The organism is Halomonas sp. NCCP-2165, from assembly GCF_023708045.1.
Classification (GTDB): domain Bacteria; phylum Pseudomonadota; class Gammaproteobacteria; order Pseudomonadales; family Halomonadaceae; genus Bisbaumannia; species Bisbaumannia pacifica.
The window spans coordinates 1-15,515 of sequence record NZ_BRCY01000046.1 but is presented as its reverse complement, the minus strand read 5'-3'; the positions used below and the strand labels follow the sequence as shown (position 1 = coordinate 15,515).

Sequence of the window (15,515 nt, the reverse complement as noted above, 5' to 3'; positions counted from 1 at the left end):
TGAGGAGTGAGACGGGCATTCTTATGGGTGTTCATCCGGGCCTCCTGGAGGTTGGTTTGGTTCGCACCCCCAGTTTTCCGGGTCGGCTCCGGATGAACAACCTACCGAGAGATCACAGCTAGGTCATCGCTTTGGCGAGTCGTGTAGGTCGGATAAGCCGCAGGCGCATCCGACGCGGGGTGGCATCGCCCCGGGGCGTCGGGTGCGCTCGCCAAGGCTCGCTTACCCGACCTACCCTGTGACTCACCCCTCCCTTGCGTTAGCGACCCAGGATGCCGGGGCCTTCGCCCCGGCATTTTTGTTAAAGTTGGTTTCAGAAAAGTCGAAATAACTAAATAACCGGTGTGTCGCAGGGAAACGTGACCCCGGTGCCCCTTTCCGGTACCCAAGGTGACCCATGCATTACCAGGATTACTGCCAGCTGGTGGCGGGCTGGCAGCAGCTGCTCGGCCGCTTCACGGATAGTCTGCGTCGGCAGGTGGAGGCCATCGTGGCGGCCAACACGGAGGAACTGGCCAGTCACTTCTACGCCACCATGCTGGAGGACCCCCACGCCTCGCTGTTTCTCTCCAACGAGCAGGTCAAGCAACGCCTGCACCCCTCCATGCAGCGCTGGCTGACCCGCCTCTTCGCGGTGGGCAATACCGAGGGCGAGGCCCTGGAGAGCCTGATTCGCCAGCAGGAGCAGATCGGTCAGGTGCACGCCCGGGTCGATATCCCGGTCAACCTGGTGCTCAGCGGCGCCCGCCACCTCAAGCAGCGCCTCTATGGCTTCTTCGCCGAGCAACTGGTCGATCCCGCCTTGTGCGGCCAGGCCGCCATCTACGCCTCGGACAATATCGATATGGCCATGGAGATCATGAGCCACGCCTACTCCCTGGCCAATGATCGCAACGCCCGCACCGAGGAGGCCTACCGGCTCTTCTCCCTGACCCAGAACCTGGGCAGCGAGCGGGAGCGACAGCGCGCCGCCCTGCTGGACTGGGAGAACGACCTGATGTTCGCCGTGGCCGCGGCCCGGGACACCGAGGCCCTGCCGCGCCTCGCTGCTTCGGAGTTCGGACTCTGGTATCACCACAAGGCGATGCATGCCTTCGAGGGCGTCCAGGAGGTGCGCGCCATCAGCGATACCATCGCGCGTATCGACCAGACGCTGTTGCCCGCCATCGCCGGCGAGGATCGCCGGCAGGCGATGGCCTATCTCTCCGAGGTTCGCGAGGGGACCCGCTCCATTCATCTGCTGCTCAACGGCCTGCTGGAGCGCGCCTCTGGGCTCGAGGCCGGGCGCGATGTCTTGACCAAGCTGCTCAATCGCAAGTTCCTGCCGGTGGTGCTCAACCGCGAACTCGAGATAAGCCGGGCGGCCGGCAAGACCTTCGCCCTGCTGATGGTGGATATCGACCACTTCAAGCGCATCAACGACACCCATGGCCACGAGGCCGGCGATCAGGTGCTGCAGCAGATGGCGGCGCTACTGGATCGCAATACCCGCGGCGGCGACTACCTCTTCCGCCTGGGGGGCGAGGAATTCCTGATCGTGGTGGTGGATACCGACGCCGAACGGGCGCGGCTGTTTGCCGAACGCCTGCGGCGCCAGGTGGAGGTGGAGGACTTCCTGGTGGCGGCGGATACCCTGATCGAGGTCACCGTCAGCCTGGGGCTGGCCCTGCATCACGGCCACCCCGACTACCAACGGTTGATGCGCAGCGCCGACGAAGCGCTCTATCAGGCCAAGCACGGCGGCCGTAACCGCCTGGTGGTCGCGACGCCATAGGGGATGGCAACGGCGCAGCGCCGACGAGGCGGCTCTCTCCAAGGCCAGCCAAGCACGGCGGTCGTAACCGCCTGGTGGTCGCTTAAGCCTGCTTTCGAACAAGGGCTAGGCCTGGGGTAAATGGTAGCGGTCCAGGCCACGGTAGGCCGCCAGCAGGCCGTCGTGGGGGAGGCCGTGGCGCCGGGCGGCCTCGAGCAGGGGGCCGAGGATGGCATCCCGCTCGGTGGGGCGTCCGGCGCCGACGTCCTGAAGCATGGAGGCGCGGTTAGTGGCGGTGCCCTCGATCACGCCCCATACTAGGGCCGCCCAGCCCGATGGCGGCGCGGCCACGCCCTCGGCGGCGAGAATCGGCGCCAGCTCCTCGAGCATCGCCTCGACCATCGGTCGGAAGGGGCGGTCGCGTAGCTGGCCGTTGCGAATCCCGAAGCGGGCCACCAGGGGGTTGATGGCGGCGTTCACCGCCAGCTTGTGCCACAGCCGTTGGCGAATATCGGCGACCGCCGTGGTGGGCAGGCCGGCGCGGCTGAGACGCTCGGCCAGCGTCGCCGCCAGCTCGGCGTGCTTGCCGTCGAGGCTGCCCAGCCAGGTATGGCCATGGCCGGCATGCACCACGCCGCCCTCCACCACATAGGCCCCCTCGCTGGTGCTGGCGCAAAGTACCGGCCCCGGCCAGGCGGCGTGCAGGCGTGGCTGGACTTCATAACCGTTCTGCCAGAGCACCAGGGGCGTCCGGGGGGGCAGGACGAGCGGGGCCAGGGCGGCCTCCGCCGACATCGACTTGGTGGTCAGATGCAGGGCAGTGACGTCTGCCGGCGACTCGGCCTCGTCGCTTCGGGCGCTGGCGATCTCGCGATGCCATGTCTCGCCCTCCGGGGTGGTGAGCGCGAGCCGGGCCGGCAGAGGGCGGCGCCCCAGCAGCCTGACCGGCTCCAGGGGGGTGAGGCGCAGGGCCAGCAATCGCCCCAGGGCGCCGGGGCCGAGTATCAGCTGGGTCATCAGGCGTCTCCCTTGGCGCGGCGCGATCGGCCGCCCGTGGTTCGGGGTGTCGAGGCGCGTCGATTCGAGGCCTTGCTTCCCTTGCCGCCGCGCTTTCCTCCACTGCCACGCCGCCCCTGGGTCGCGCCCCGCGGCGAGGGCGTCGGCGCCTCGATGGCCTGGCTCGCCGCCAGGGCCTGGCGCAGGGTCTGGGCGTCGGCGGCATTGAGCAACTGGCGCAGGTCCGCGATCAGGCCGGCCAGGAAGGGGGCCGGCGCCTCGCCCCGTTCGGCGATGGCGGCCAGGCGCTGCTCCCAGAGGGCGGTGCGCTCGGGGCGGCTCGCCGCCTCGGGCAGGGCGTTGATCAGCGCATGCCCGGTGCGGCTGGCCCGCAAACTGCTCTTGTCGCGGACCAGATAGCCCCGCTCCACCAGGGTCTCGATGATACCCGCCCGAGTCGCCTCGGTGCCCAGGCCATCGGAGTCCCGCAGGGTGCGCTTGACCGCCGGGTCGCTGACATAGCGGGCGATATTCATCATCGCCTTGATCAGGCTGGCGTCATTGAAGGGCTCCGGGGGGCGGGTCTCGCGATCCTCCACCCGGGCGTCGAGGACCCGGGCGGTCTCGCCCTCCACCAGGGGCGGCAGGGGCGGCGTCTCCTCCCGGGTGGTGAACAGCGGCTTCCAGCCCGCCACCTTGAGCTCGCTGCCCTGGGCGCGGAAGCGTTCGTCGAGAATTCGGAATTCCGCCTTCACCTCCCGGGTCTCCAGGGGCGGGTAGAACTGCGCCAGTACGTTACGCACCACCAGCCGGTAGACCCTGGCCTCGGCGTCGTCGAGGCGCGAGAAGTCCGGGGTGCGTCCGGTAGGCGCCAGGGCATGGTGGGCCCCCACCTTGGCGTCGTCCCAGGCCCGGGAGCGCCGCGAGAAATCGGCGACGGCGAGCCACCGGTCCAGGGTGGCATCGCCCTGGCAGGCCCCGGCCAGGGTGCGCTGGGCCAGGCCGTGATGCTCCCGGGGCAGGTAGCGGCAGTCGGAGCGGGGGTAGGTGATCAACTGGTGGCGCTCGTAGAGGCGCTGGCAGATATCCAGCACCGCCTTGGCGGGGAGCTTGTAGCGCCGCGCCGCGTCCACCTGCAGCGCCGAGAGGGAGTAGGGCAGGGGCGCCGACTGGCGCTTGTCCTGGGCCTGGAGTGCCACCAGTTGGCCCTCGGCGCCGGGCAGGCGTGCGGCCAGGGCCTCGGCGGGGGGCCGGGCCAGCAGCCGGCCCTGATCATCCAGGGGATGAGCCTCGCCGGGCTGCCACCAGGCCCGCAATTGGCCGCCGGCTACCCGCAGGTCGGCCCACAGCACATGAAAGGGGCGCGGTTGGAAGGCGGCGATCTCCGCGTCCCGGCGCACCACCAGCCCCAGCACCGGGGTCTGCACCCGGCCCACCGAGAGCACGCCGTCGTGGCCCGCCTGGCGACCCACCAGGGTCCAGGCCCGGGTCAGGTTGATGCCGTACAGCCAGTCGGCCCGGGCGCGGGTTTCGGCGGCGCGGTACAGCGCCTGGTAGGCGGCGTTATCCTCCAGTCGACCGAGGGCCCGCTGTACCGCCGGGCGGTTGAGGTCGCTGATCAGCAGCCGCGCCACCGGGCCCTTCCAGCCCAGGTGCTCGATCACCTCCTGCACCAGCAACTGGCCCTCCCGGTCCGGATCGCCGGCATGCACCACCTCGCGGGCCTCCTTGAGCAGGCGGCGCAGCACCGCCAGCTGGCCGCGGGCCTTGGGGCGTGGCGTCAGGCGCCAGGGCTCGGGCAGGATGGGCAGGTGATCGAGCCGCCACTGCTTGTAGGCGGGGTCGTAGGCATTCGGGGGCGCCTGCTCCAGCAGGTGTCCCAGGCACCAGCTGACTCGGGTATCACCGACCTGCAGGTAGCCCTCCTGGCGCTGGCTGCGGCCCGTCAGGGCCTCGGCGATGGCCCGGGCCAGGCTGGGCTTCTCGGCGATGATCAGGCGCATGGGGCCCCCCTGGGAAACGTGGTATCTATGGATATTTTTCCAGTATTCCCGGCGCCTCGCCAGGTGTAACCTGTCAATAAATGCGTATAAGGTTTGTATCACTATGCGTGAGCGCGGCAGAACACGGCGATTGCTGGGGCTGGGGGCGCGGACCGGCGGGGCCGTGCTGCGCACCCGCCTCGGCGGCGAGGCCGACTGGCAGGCCCTGGGCGAGGCCCTCTTCGCGGGGCTCTCCGAGCTCAAGGGGCCGGCCATGAAGCTGGCCCAGATCATGTCCCAGTGGGACGACCTCTTGCCGCCGGCCCTGGCCGAGGAGCTGGCGCGACTGCAACGCCAGGCCGAGCCGATGCCCTGGGAGCGGATCCGGGCGACCCTGGCGGCGGAGTATGACGACCTCGAGCGTCGTTTCGCCGAGATCGAGCCGCGGCCCTTCGCCAGCGCCTCCATGGGCCAGGTGCATCGTGCCTGGACGCCGGCGGGGGAGGCCCTGGTGCTCAAGGTGCAGTACCCGGGGTTCGCCGAGGTGCTGGAGGGGGACCTCTCCCAGGTCAAGCGACTGATGCGCCTGGGGCGCTGGCTCAAAGTGCCTCAGGCGCGCCTGGATGCCCTCTTCGAGGAGCTGGCCGAGAGCCTGCGCGGCGAGCTCGACTACCGCGCCGAGGCCGCGGCCCTGGCGCGCTATCGAGCCCGCTATGCCGACTGGCCCGGCCTGGCCTTTCCCGAGCCGCTGGCGGAGCACTGCCGGTCCCGGGTGCTGGCCATGCGCTACCTGCCCGGCACGCCGCTGCGGGAGCTGGAGGGGGATGACGGGGCCCGCCGCCAGGCGCTGGCGACGCAGCTCGCCGACTGGCTCACCGAGGAGCTCTTCGTGCATGGCGAGCTGCACGCCGACCCCCATGCCGGCAACTTCGCGGTGGATGACGCCGGACGCCTGGTGATCTATGACCTGGGCGCGGTGATTCGCGTCTCCGAGGCGCGTCTCGTCCAGCTGCTGGGGCTGCTCGAGGCGACCCTGGCGGGGGATGCCCTGGGCATGGAGACGGCGGTGCTGGCGATGGGGGGCCGCCAGGGACAGGGAGCGCCCCTGGCGCTCTATCGCGAGTCCGCCGAGGCGGTGGCACCGCTGTTCGCTCCCGGCGAGCAGGACTTCGGCGATGTCCGGGTGCACCGCCGCCTGCGGGCCCTGAGCCCCAAGGTGTGGGCGGCCATGGATCGCCTCCAGCCGCCGGCGGATACCCTGCTGCTGGCGCGCACCCTTAATGGCCACTACTGGAACCTGGTGCGCCTGGGGGCACGGCTGAACATGCACGAGCGCAGCCGGCCGTTGCTGGCCTGGGGGCGGGGCGAGGTCGGCGTCGTCGGTAGGTCGGATAAGTGAGCCGGTGGCGAACGCATCCGGTGCGACGCACCTAGGGGAGGTCCCGTCGATGCGCTCGCCGGGCCCCGACCGCGCCGGTGTAATAAAGCGTCATGGGGGAGCTCTGATTTATGTTACGAGCGATGAGAGGCTGGTCGCCGCCGGAACAGAAAAACCGGAGTTTACACGCTAGTAAATGAGGATTTTGAGTACCGCCGGCGGCCAGGATATCGAGCGCAGTAATAAATCAGAGTTTCCCTAGCGATCCAGGGCGCGGCGGGCGGTCACCAGCGCCCGATACCAGTCGCGACTCGGGGCCCCCACCGCCGGCGGGCGCTGGCTCAGGTAGCTGACATTGGCGGTCTCGCGAGCGCCGCCGCCCGAGTGACTGGCGTGGTAGTTGGAGAGCATGGTCAGGGTGGCATGACGGGCCCCATAGTGCTCATGCAGGAAGTCGATGGCCGCGGCCTCCAGCTCCACCTGGTAGTGGCGCACCAGGGCCAGGGCCAGCTGCTCCGCGGGCCGCGACAGGTCGACCCGGATCTCCTTGACCATGGCGGCCCCCAGGGCCGCCTTGGCCGCCGCCGAGAGGTTGGGCTCCAGCTGGCCGAAATCGGCGGCATTGGTGCTGTTGATGGCGCGCTGCACCTCCGGGCGCGAGAGCTGGATATGCGGCTCCAGGGCCAGGGCGATCTCGATGGCCAGGCGCTTGGAGGCATCCAGATTCAGCGGGGCGCACATCGGCTGGCCCGAGCTCAGGCGCCGCGGCGCGTCGATCCCCGCCTCGGCCAGGTGGCTGGCCAGGTGCTTGCAGACCCGCGCCTTGGCCTCGTCGTCGAGCTCGATCACATGCTCGCGGAGTCGCAGGCCGCGGCGCCCGGGCCCCAGGCGCAGCCGGGTCTGGTCGTCCCTCTCCTCGCTGATGCGCTCCCAGCGCTCCAGCATCTTGAGCAGTTGGGCGTGCTGGCGGCCGACCTGCTCATAGGCCGCCGAGACGCTCTTGTAGAGGCGCAGGGCGTTGGCCAGCACGTCCGATTGGCGGCGCAGGCGGGCGCGCTGGTCGGGGGCCGTCGCCAGGCGCGGCAGCTCCTCGGCCAGGGCATCCATGGCGGCCTGGGAGCGCTCCAGCAGCACCTCGGCGCGCAGCCCCGAGGCGGCGTCCTCCACCAGGGTATCGGACTGCTCGGCCAGGTAGACGGTCAACGCCTTGAGCCGCGACAGCCCGGTGGCCTGGGCGATGCGATGGCGGGCGCGGGCCTGTTCCAGGGCATCGAAGGCCTGGGCCAGCTTCCAGCGGCCCTTGTATTCGAAGGTGAGCATGGGGATCTGGCGGCCGCTGATCAGCTCGAAGGCCAGCACCAGCATCTCTTCCACGTCCTGCAGGGTCATCAGCAGCTCGTCGTCCTGCTCGATGGCCGCCAGCACCCGCTCGATAAAATGCTCGTCGCGTACCACCCCCTGGCGCAGGTCCGGGGCCTCGCCGGCGAAGCGGGCCCGCAGCAGGTCGGCGGCGCCGGGGGCCACCTCGGTCAGGGTCTGGAACTGGGGTTCCAGCCGTTCGCCGTAGAGCTGCTGGAGGTCCTGGATGCGGGCGTGCAGGCCGACCCGGCGATAGATATCGATCTGGCCGATGATCCGCGCGCTATCTCGGTCGTCGAGCAGCTCCAGGGCGGCCAGCTCCACCCCCTCCGGGGAGAGGTCCTCCTTGCGCAGCAGCATGGCGGCGGCCTCGCGGCGCCGGGCCTCCCCCTCCAGGGCATCGACGATCAGGTTGCGGGTGGCCAGCAGCAGCTCCGGCAGGGCCTTGATCACCCGCTCGATCTGGGCGCTGGTGCGCGCCGCCTTGCGTGCCCCGGTGAGCTGATGCACCAGGTTGGCCGCCACCCCGGCCACGCCGGTGATCACCGTATAGGTGATAAAGAAGATGTAGTTCTGGGCGCTGGGTGCCTGCCCATAACCGAGCAGATAGCCGCCCCAGGCCCCCAGCAGGGTCACCGGTCCCGCGGTCCACAGGATCTGCAGCAGGCTCACCGACCAGGGCACCCGCTCCACGGCCCGGGTGATGCGCTCGATCTCGTCGCGTCCCTGGCGCTCCAGACGCACCCGGGGCGCCTCGTCATCATTGGTGGGCGGGCGTCGAAAGGGCAGGCGCAAGGCGGGACTTCCTGTGCTGGAGGCGAGCAGCCACACCCTAGCACCTCGCCCCGGAGCTGGCCATGCCACGGATGAGTCGGTCGAACCCGACGTGCTAGAATATGCCCCTTTTCCTGGCGGAGATTGTCATGCTGTCGGTATGGGTGGAACAGCTGCTGGGCTACGCCTCGGGTGCCCTGGCGGCGATTCGCGACGATGAACACTATCCGTCGCTGGTGGGATGGGCCCGCACCGAGGGCGCCGATCGCCTGGGGGGCAACCTGGCGCTGGCCCAGGCCCTGGCCCCGGAGTTGTGGTCCCAGACGCCCCTGGAGCGCCTCGATTTCGAGTGCGAGCGGCTGGCGCGCCCCGGGCGCAACGAGCCTTGCTGGTGCGACTCCGGGCGCAAGACCAAGCACTGCTGCGGCGCCGTTCAGGTACCGGGGCCGGTGCCCAGCCACCTGATGTGGATGCTCTCGCTGCGGGAGTGGAAGGGCGATGCCTTGAAGGCGGCCCTGGCCAGCGGCAAGGCACCGGCCCAGGCGCTGCTGGAGGCGGGGCTGATCGCCGCCGAGAGCGGCCAGCGCGGGCGCGCCCAGCAGATCCTCGAGTCGCTGTTCGACGAGCAGGGCGACTGGTCGCGACTGCCGGATCAGGCGGAGCCCGCCTTCGAGTTGCTGATCGACCTCTATCAGGAGCGTGGCTTCCTGCGCAAGCGCGAGGCCTTGCTGGATGCGGTGCTCGACCGGGGGCCGCTGTTCCTGCGTGGCGTGGCCCTGGAGCGACTCTGCCTGCTGCACCTGGACAACGACGACCTGGCCAGTGCCCGGGAGGCCTTCGTGCGGGCCCAGCAGGCGCTGCCGGATTCGCCCACCCTGGCCTATATCGAGGCGATGCTGCTGCTCCACGAGGGCCAGGAGGAGGAGGCGGCCCAGCGCGCCCGCTTCTGGTTGCGGCGCCTGGCCCGCCAGGGCGATATGGACCCGGAGCAGCTGGAGTTCCTGGCCGAGCTGGCCGAGAACCCCGGCGCCACCCTGGCCGAACAGATGGTCAACTCCGAGGAGAACCTGGCCGGTCCCCTGGTGGCCCTGCAGAGCCTGCTGGCGGAACTGCCCACGGCGCCGGTGCTCGGCGTCACCCAGGGCGAGGCGGGCGCCATCGTCTACGCCAGCTCGGCCCGGGAGGACACCCTCTATGCGGCCTGGCGGGCCCATTTCCCGACCCGTGTCGACGAGGAGACGGTGCTGGGCTTCGAGGCCGACCCCTGGGGGGAGGCGGAGGCCTGGCTCAGCGAGTTGTGCGCCAACCCCGAGTGGCTCGACAGCCCCCGCGTCCACCAGGACCTGGCCCTGGCGTTGACCAGCCGCTTCGGTAGCCTGCCGTGGATGGCCCCGAGCCTCTTCGAGCCCCTGGCCGAGCGCCTCGAGCGCTGGCTGACCCAGCTCGATGGCCAGGGCGAGCGGCTCGCCTGGGACGACGGCGACAACGCCGTGCTGCTGCGCAGCGGCCTGGCCCTGGTGGTGGGCATGGAGCGCGGCGCCCGGGAGCGCTCCCGGCGCCTCGCCGAGCGCCTGCTGGCCCTGGACCCCGAGGATAGCCTGGGGCTTCGCGAGCTGGTCCTCGACCAGCTGCTCAGGGAGGGGCGCAACGCCCAGGCCCTGGAGGTCAGCGACGTGACCCTGGAGACGCCGCTGCTCGGCGTGCTGATGGGCCGGGTGCTGGCACTGCTGCGCCTGGAGCGCTTCGACGAGGCCGCCGAGGCGCTGCAGGCGGCCGTCGCCGTCAATGGCCATGTGGTGGCCATGCTCTGCGACGAGAAGGTGCGCCCCATGGCGCTGCCCAGCGACCAGGCGCCGCCCGCGGGCAGCCGCGCCGAGGCCTGGCAGTATCGCACCCTGATGCGCGACCAGTGGACGGCGACCCGGGGGGCCCTGGCCTGGCTGCTGGAGCAGCGCCCGTAGGCCGGATAAACCAGCGTAGGTCGGATAAACGAGCCAAAGGCGAGCGCATCCGACGATGCGAGCGTATCCGACAATGCGAGCGCATCCGACAATGCGAGCGCATCCGACTGGCGGCTCCCTCGTCGGGTGCGCTCGCGGGGGCTCGCTTACCCGACCTACCCGGCCCTGGGCGCCGGCACCAGGTCGCGATCGCGACTGATCCAGAGGGCCAGGGCGATCGCCGGCAGCCCCAGCAGGGTGGAGATCAGGAAAAAGGTCGCATAGCCCTCGGCGGCCACCACCAGGCCGCCGAAGCCGCTGAGGAACTTGCCGGGCAGGGTCATCAGCGACGAGAAGAGCGCGTACTGGGTCGCGGTATAGGCCTTGGAGGTAAGGCCGGAGAGGAAGGCGATAAAGACCGCGCTGGCCAGGCCGTTGGCCAGGTTGTCGCCGACGATGGCCATCACCAGCAGCGGCAGGCTCTGGCCGGAGAGCGCCAGGGCGGCGAACAGCAGGTTGGTGAGCGTGGCCGCTGCCGCGCCCAGCACCAGGATGGGGCCGACGCCGTAGCGGGCCACCAGCAGGCCGCCGAGCAGGCCGCCGCCGATGCTCATGGCGATGCCGAACACATTGGTGACATTGGCGATGGTGGCGAGCGAGAAGCCCAGGTCGATATACAGGGGGTTGGCCATGGACGCCATGGCCAGGTCGCTGATCCGGAACACCGCGACGAACAGCAGCAGCCACAGTGCCTTGCGCCGGTGCCGGGTAAAGAAGTCGGTGAAGGGGCAGACCACGGCGCCGATCGCCCAGGCCAGCAGGCGCCGCAGCCAGCGCGGTCGGCCGCGGCTGGCGCGCAGGAAGGCGCGCACCCGGGGTTCATGGATCAGCTGGGCGGCCAGTGGCAGGCGCGCCGGCTCCGGGCGCACCAGTACCGTGACGACCCCGATACCCACCAGGGCCGCCATGCTCAGGTAGGCCGCCTGCCAGGAGAGTAGCGAGGCCACATAGAGGGCCCCGGCGCCGGCGGCCAGCAGGCCGCCCCGGTAGCCGATGATATAGGTGGAGGCCATGGCCGCCTGCATGTCCTCCGGGGCCGATTCGATGCGAAAGGCATCGATGGCGATATCCTGGGTGGCGCTGCCGAAGGCCACCAGCAGGGCGCAGGCCGCCACCAGCGGCAGGTTGCCCTGGGGCTCGAGGCTGGCCAGGGCGGCCAGGCCGCTGGCGATCATCACCTGGGCCAGCAGCATCCAGCCGCGGCGCTGGCCGAAGTGGCGGGTCAGCAGCGGCAGGGCCAGGCGATCCACCACCGGGGCCCAGAAGAACTTGATCGAGTAGAGCATGCCGATCCAGGCGAAGAAGCCGATGGCGGCCACTTCGACCCCGTCGCTGCGCAGCCAGGCGGAGAGGGTCGAGAAGACCAGCAGGAAGGGCAGGCCGGCGGAGAAGCCCAGGAACAGCATGGTGATGACCGGCGCGCGCAGATAGATGGCGAGGGCGCCGCGCCAGCTGCGATGGGCGGTGGGTTGGGGCATCGAGAAGGCTCTCCCTGGCAGGGCGATGACGGACAGTCGCCGCCGACGATGATAGACTGGGCCACTTGCCGACAGGCCGTGCGGTGATCCGTCCGGCATGGCCAGGGTCGATTGTTACAGAGCCGCCGCTGGCTGGGAACCGCCCCGCGGAGTTTCTGGCCGGCGGCGCCACTCGGGCAAGTCAGGAGAGTCATGCACCACGCCATCGATGCGCGCGCCAAGGCCGGGACGGCCCGCTGGTACGTGATCCAGTGCAAGGGAGGGGAATCCTTCCGCGCCGCCGAGCACCTGGTGAACCAGGCCTACGAGGTCTTTCATCCGGTGCTGGAGGTACAGCGCCGGCGGCGCGGTCGCCTCCTCTGGGTCGAGGAACCGCTGTTTCCCCACTACCTCTTTATTCGTCTCGATCGCCTCGCCAGCGACTGGCGACCGATTCGTTCCACCCGTGGGGTGCTGCGCCTGGTGAGTTTCGGCGGCGAGCCCCTGGCGGTGGATGACGGCCTGATCGAGGCCCTGCGCCAGGGCGCCAGCCACCAGGCCGCCGAGGCCAATCACTACTTCCGCGCCGGCGAGCCGGTGACCATTACCGAAGGCCCCTTCCAGGCCCTGACCGCGGTATTCGAGCGCCACAAGGGCGAAGAGCGCGCCATCGTGCTGCTCGACCTGCTGCACCGCCGTCAGCGCCTGGAGATGCCGGTGGCCCGGCTGCAGCCCCAGCGCTGAGCCTCGCCGCCCCCGTCACAGGAGAGAATTCATGAGCCAGATCGCCCCCCAGCGGGTCGTGACCCTGCACTATGTCCTCGAGGATGCCGCCGGCCAGGTGCTCGACGACTCCCGGGCCCGCCAGCAGCCCCTCGAGTACCTCCATGGCCACGACAATATCGTCGCCGGCCTGGAGCGCGCCCTGGCTGGCCAGGCCGAGGGCGCCACCCTCAGCGTGACGCTGATGCCGGCGGAGGCCTATGGCCTGCGCGACGAGGCCCTGGTGCAGGAGGTGGCCCGCGCGTCCTTCCCGGTGGCGGAGCTGTCCCCGGGCATGCGCTTCCAGACGCCGGGGGAGGCGGGCCCGCAGATCGTCACCGTGCTCGAGGTGAGCGAGAGTCGGGTGCGCATCGACACCAACCACCCCCTGGCCGGCGAGACCCTGCGTTACCGCTTGGAGGTGCTGTCGATCCGCGAGGCGACCCGCGCCGAGCTGGCCAAGGGCCATCCGCTGCCGCCGGGCACCGAGGCGAGCAGCGTGGAAGACCGCAAGGTGCTCTGAGACGCGCGCCGACGCCCCTTCACTGCCCCTAAAACCTGACCTGGATCAAGGCTCCCCCCGCCCGATGGCGGGCCCCGCACCGAGACTTGATCCAGGTCAGTTCTCCCCCTCCCATCTGCCGCTAGAGTGAGGCCATACATTCACGGCGGGAGAGACGATCATGTACTGGGACGATGCCGTTATCTTCGGGTTGGTGACCGTCGGACTGATGATCAGCTTCCTGGTGGGCTGGGTCGGTTTCATCATCCATGACCACAAGCACAAGGGCGGCAAGAAGTCCTGAGCTTCCGCCAGCGTATCGCGGTGCCCGGCGGTCGCCGGGTGTCCATCGTCGTCAGGGGAAGGGGGGAAACCCCCATTTATGCCGGCCTTCGGGCCGGTTTTTTCTTGCTCGTCTGTCGGGGCCCGGCCTCTCAGGCATCCGCCTCCGGGGTGGCGGCCTGGGCATCCAGGCGGGCCAGGAAGGCCTCGGGGGACTCCGGGCGTGCCAGGTAGTAACCCTGCAGCAGGTCGACGTCCTGGTGGCGCAGGAAGTCGAGCTGGTGGGCGCTCTCCACGCCCTCCACCACCAGGCGCAGGCCCAGGGTGCGCACCAGGGCGATGATCGAGCGGGCCAGGGGGGCATCATCGGCCCGGTGCAGGGGGGCGATAAAGGCCTTGTCGAGCTTGATCTCGTCGACGCTGAGCTCCTGCAGGTAGCGCAGCGAGGAGTAACCGGTGCCGAAGTCGTCCAGGGCGATCTCTATGCCCAGGTCGCGTAGCCGCGCCAGGCGCGCTTCCATGCCCGGTGCCACCAGCAGGGACTCCACCACCTCCAGTACCAGGCGGCCCGCGCCGATCGGGTAGCGACGAAGCAGGGTCTCGAGCTGCTCCACCAGGGTGTCGTCGTGGAGCTGCTGCACCGAGACATTCACCGACAGGTGCAGATGGCTGTCGCGAAGCGGCCCGGCCAGCAGGGCCAGGCTCTGTTCCAGCAGCCAGCTGCCGATGGGGCGAATCAGGCCGCTGCGCTCGGCCACCGGCACGAAGTCCCCCGGCGCCAGCATGCCCTGGTCGGGGTGCTCCCAGCGCAGCAGCACCTCGGCGCCCCGCAAGTCGCCGCCGGCATCGAACTGGGGCTGCAACAACAGGCGTAGCTCCTCCCGGGGCAGGGCCTGGCGCAGTTGCTGGGTGAGCTGATCCTGACGCTGCATCCAGCGCCCGAAGCGCGGGTCGAAGAGCGCCAGCGGATGGTGGGGGTGCTCCCGGGCCTGCTTGACCGCCAACTCCGCCTTGAGCAGCAGGCGGTCGAGCTGGTGGTCGTCCTCGGGGTAGCGGGCCAGGCCGAGGAAGAAGCGCAGGTGATAGGGGCTCTCCGGCGCCAGCCAGCGCTGGGCATTGAGGGCCGAGAGCAGCTCCGCCCCCAGGGATTCCACCTGGGCGCGATCCAGCCCCCGAGCCACCAGGGCCAGGCGGTTGGAGGGCAGGCGGGCCAGGTGAGCCTCCAGGTCGCGGCGCTCGCCCCAGTGGCGCAGGAAGAGCACCAGCTCGCGCAGGGCACGATCGCCGGCGGCGAAGCCGAGGGTCTCGTTGAGGCGATGCAGGCCGGTGATGCGCAGCACGCCGAGGGTAAAGTCGCCCTCCTGCCGGGTCAGGTGGGCCATCAGCTTGCGCAGGGTGGGCAGGCCGGTGGTGTCATCGAACTCCAGGCGGCGCTTGAGGTGTTGCTCGGCGACGCGGCGATGCAGCGACTCGCTGAACTGGGAGAGCAGCCCCGACAGCGCCGTCAGGCTGCTGATCTCCTCGCTGCGCCAGTGGCGGGGGTGAGACGACTCGCAGCACAGGATGCCGCGCAACTCGCCGCCGTCGAAGATGCCGATATCCAGCAGCGAGACGATACCATGCCGGCGAAAGTAGCCGTGCATCTCCTTCAGGCGGGGATCCTCCTCGGCCCGGCTGACCGCCAGGTAGGGCCCCTGCAGCAGGGCCTGGCGGAAGGCGCCGAGGGGGGCCAGGTCCAGGGAGTCGCCGCGCTGAGCGGGCTCCAGGCTGGCCCGGCAGATCAGCCGCTGGGTCTCCGGCTCCAGGCGCCAGATGCTGATACAGGTATCGCCCAGCAGGCGCTCGGCGTGGGCCAGGACCGCGGCCAGGAACTCTTCCTCGTTGCTGCCGCGGCGATAGAGGGCGCGCAGCGCCTGCCAGGCCTGCTGCTGGGCCGCCAGCCCCGCCTGGGTGGCCTGGAGCTCCTCGCCGATGGCCCGGCTCTGCTCGAGCTGGCGGGTCAGGCGGCGGAAGAGGCCGGCGGTGAGCAGCGCGAAGCCCCCCATGACCCCGGCCAGCCAGGGCAGGGCGGCGAGCAGGATCGCGCGCCCCGGGCGCTGGGGAGACCAGTGGAGCCAGGCCAGCTCGCGGTCCTGGGCATCCTGTATGGCCAGGTGCTGCTCCCGGCTGGGTGTCTGGGTGAGCGCCAGGTCGGGGAGGCCGGCGGTCTTGCGCAGCTCCTCCAGCAGGGCGCCATCCATCCGGCGGGCGAAGAGCAGGCGGTGGGGGCG

At 70.3% G+C, this 15,515-nt stretch carries 11 protein-coding genes; 6 read left to right on the top strand and 5 right to left on the bottom strand.

Annotated elements, in window-relative coordinates:
- Positions 1 to 397: 397 nt before the first annotated feature.
- Complete coding sequence (locus NFU04_RS15815; RefSeq protein ID WP_251310376.1) at positions 398 to 1,774, top strand: diguanylate cyclase; 1,377 nt, start codon at positions 398 to 400, stop codon at positions 1,772 to 1,774.
- Positions 1,775 to 1,879: 105 nt separating this feature from the next.
- On the opposite strand, the gene NFU04_RS15810 is transcribed toward NFU04_RS15815, so the two are convergent.
- Positions 1,880 to 2,770, bottom strand: coding sequence for a ketopantoate reductase family protein (locus tag NFU04_RS15810; RefSeq protein WP_251310375.1), 891 nt, complete (start codon positions 2,768 to 2,770; stop codon positions 1,880 to 1,882).
- The gene (locus NFU04_RS15805) at positions 2,770 to 4,752 is read right to left on the bottom strand and encodes a DNA topoisomerase III (protein WP_251310374.1); all 1,983 of its coding nucleotides are present in this window, start codon (positions 4,750 to 4,752) and stop codon (positions 2,770 to 2,772) included. Before NFU04_RS15805 ends, NFU04_RS15810 begins: the two co-directional genes overlap by 1 nt.
- A gap of 103 nt (positions 4,753 to 4,855) precedes the next feature.
- On the opposite strand from NFU04_RS15805, the gene NFU04_RS15800 reads away from it, so the two are divergent.
- Positions 4,856 to 6,130: an ABC1 kinase family protein gene (locus NFU04_RS15800; protein WP_251310373.1), complete on the top strand. Its 1,275-nt coding sequence runs from the start codon at positions 4,856 to 4,858 to the stop codon at positions 6,128 to 6,130.
- A 237-nt stretch (positions 6,131 to 6,367) separates the two neighbouring features.
- Here the strand turns inward: NFU04_RS15800 and NFU04_RS15795 are convergent, their stop codons facing one another.
- The gene (locus NFU04_RS15795; protein ID WP_251310372.1) at positions 6,368 to 8,263 is read right to left on the bottom strand and encodes a coiled-coil domain-containing protein; all 1,896 of its coding nucleotides are present in this window, start codon (positions 8,261 to 8,263) and stop codon (positions 6,368 to 6,370) included.
- A 128-nt stretch (positions 8,264 to 8,391) separates the two neighbouring features.
- On the opposite strand from NFU04_RS15795, the gene NFU04_RS15790 reads away from it, so the two are divergent.
- Positions 8,392 to 10,203 (top strand): SEC-C domain-containing protein, encoded by a 1,812-nt coding sequence (locus NFU04_RS15790; RefSeq protein ID WP_251310371.1) that lies wholly within the window; start codon positions 8,392 to 8,394, stop codon positions 10,201 to 10,203.
- 155 nt (positions 10,204 to 10,358) lie between these two features.
- Here the strand turns inward: NFU04_RS15790 and NFU04_RS15785 are convergent, their stop codons facing one another.
- Complete coding sequence (locus tag NFU04_RS15785) at positions 10,359 to 11,720, bottom strand: AmpG family muropeptide MFS transporter (protein ID WP_251310370.1); 1,362 nt, start codon at positions 11,718 to 11,720, stop codon at positions 10,359 to 10,361.
- A gap of 192 nt (positions 11,721 to 11,912) precedes the next feature.
- Here NFU04_RS15785 and rfaH point away from each other — a divergent pair, with 192 nt between their 5' ends.
- The 3 genes from rfaH (at position 11,913) to ccoM (ending at position 13,267) form a co-directional block, all read left to right on the top strand.
- Entirely contained in the window at positions 11,913 to 12,443 is a 531-nt protein-coding gene (gene rfaH / locus NFU04_RS15780) for a transcription/translation regulatory transformer protein RfaH (RefSeq protein WP_198057697.1), read from the top strand.
- A 31-nt stretch (positions 12,444 to 12,474) separates the two neighbouring features.
- Positions 12,475 to 12,984: an FKBP-type peptidyl-prolyl cis-trans isomerase gene (locus tag NFU04_RS15775; RefSeq protein WP_251310369.1), complete on the top strand. Its 510-nt coding sequence runs from the start codon at positions 12,475 to 12,477 to the stop codon at positions 12,982 to 12,984.
- A gap of 160 nt (positions 12,985 to 13,144) precedes the next feature.
- Positions 13,145 to 13,267, top strand: coding sequence for a cytochrome c oxidase subunit CcoM (gene ccoM / locus NFU04_RS16435; protein ID WP_269750167.1), 123 nt, complete (start codon positions 13,145 to 13,147; stop codon positions 13,265 to 13,267).
- A 130-nt stretch (positions 13,268 to 13,397) separates the two neighbouring features.
- Here ccoM and NFU04_RS15770 read toward each other — a convergent pair.
- A partial coding sequence (locus tag NFU04_RS15770) for a putative bifunctional diguanylate cyclase/phosphodiesterase (protein ID WP_285835169.1) occupies positions 13,398 to 15,515 on the bottom strand: 2,118 nt, incomplete at its 5' end.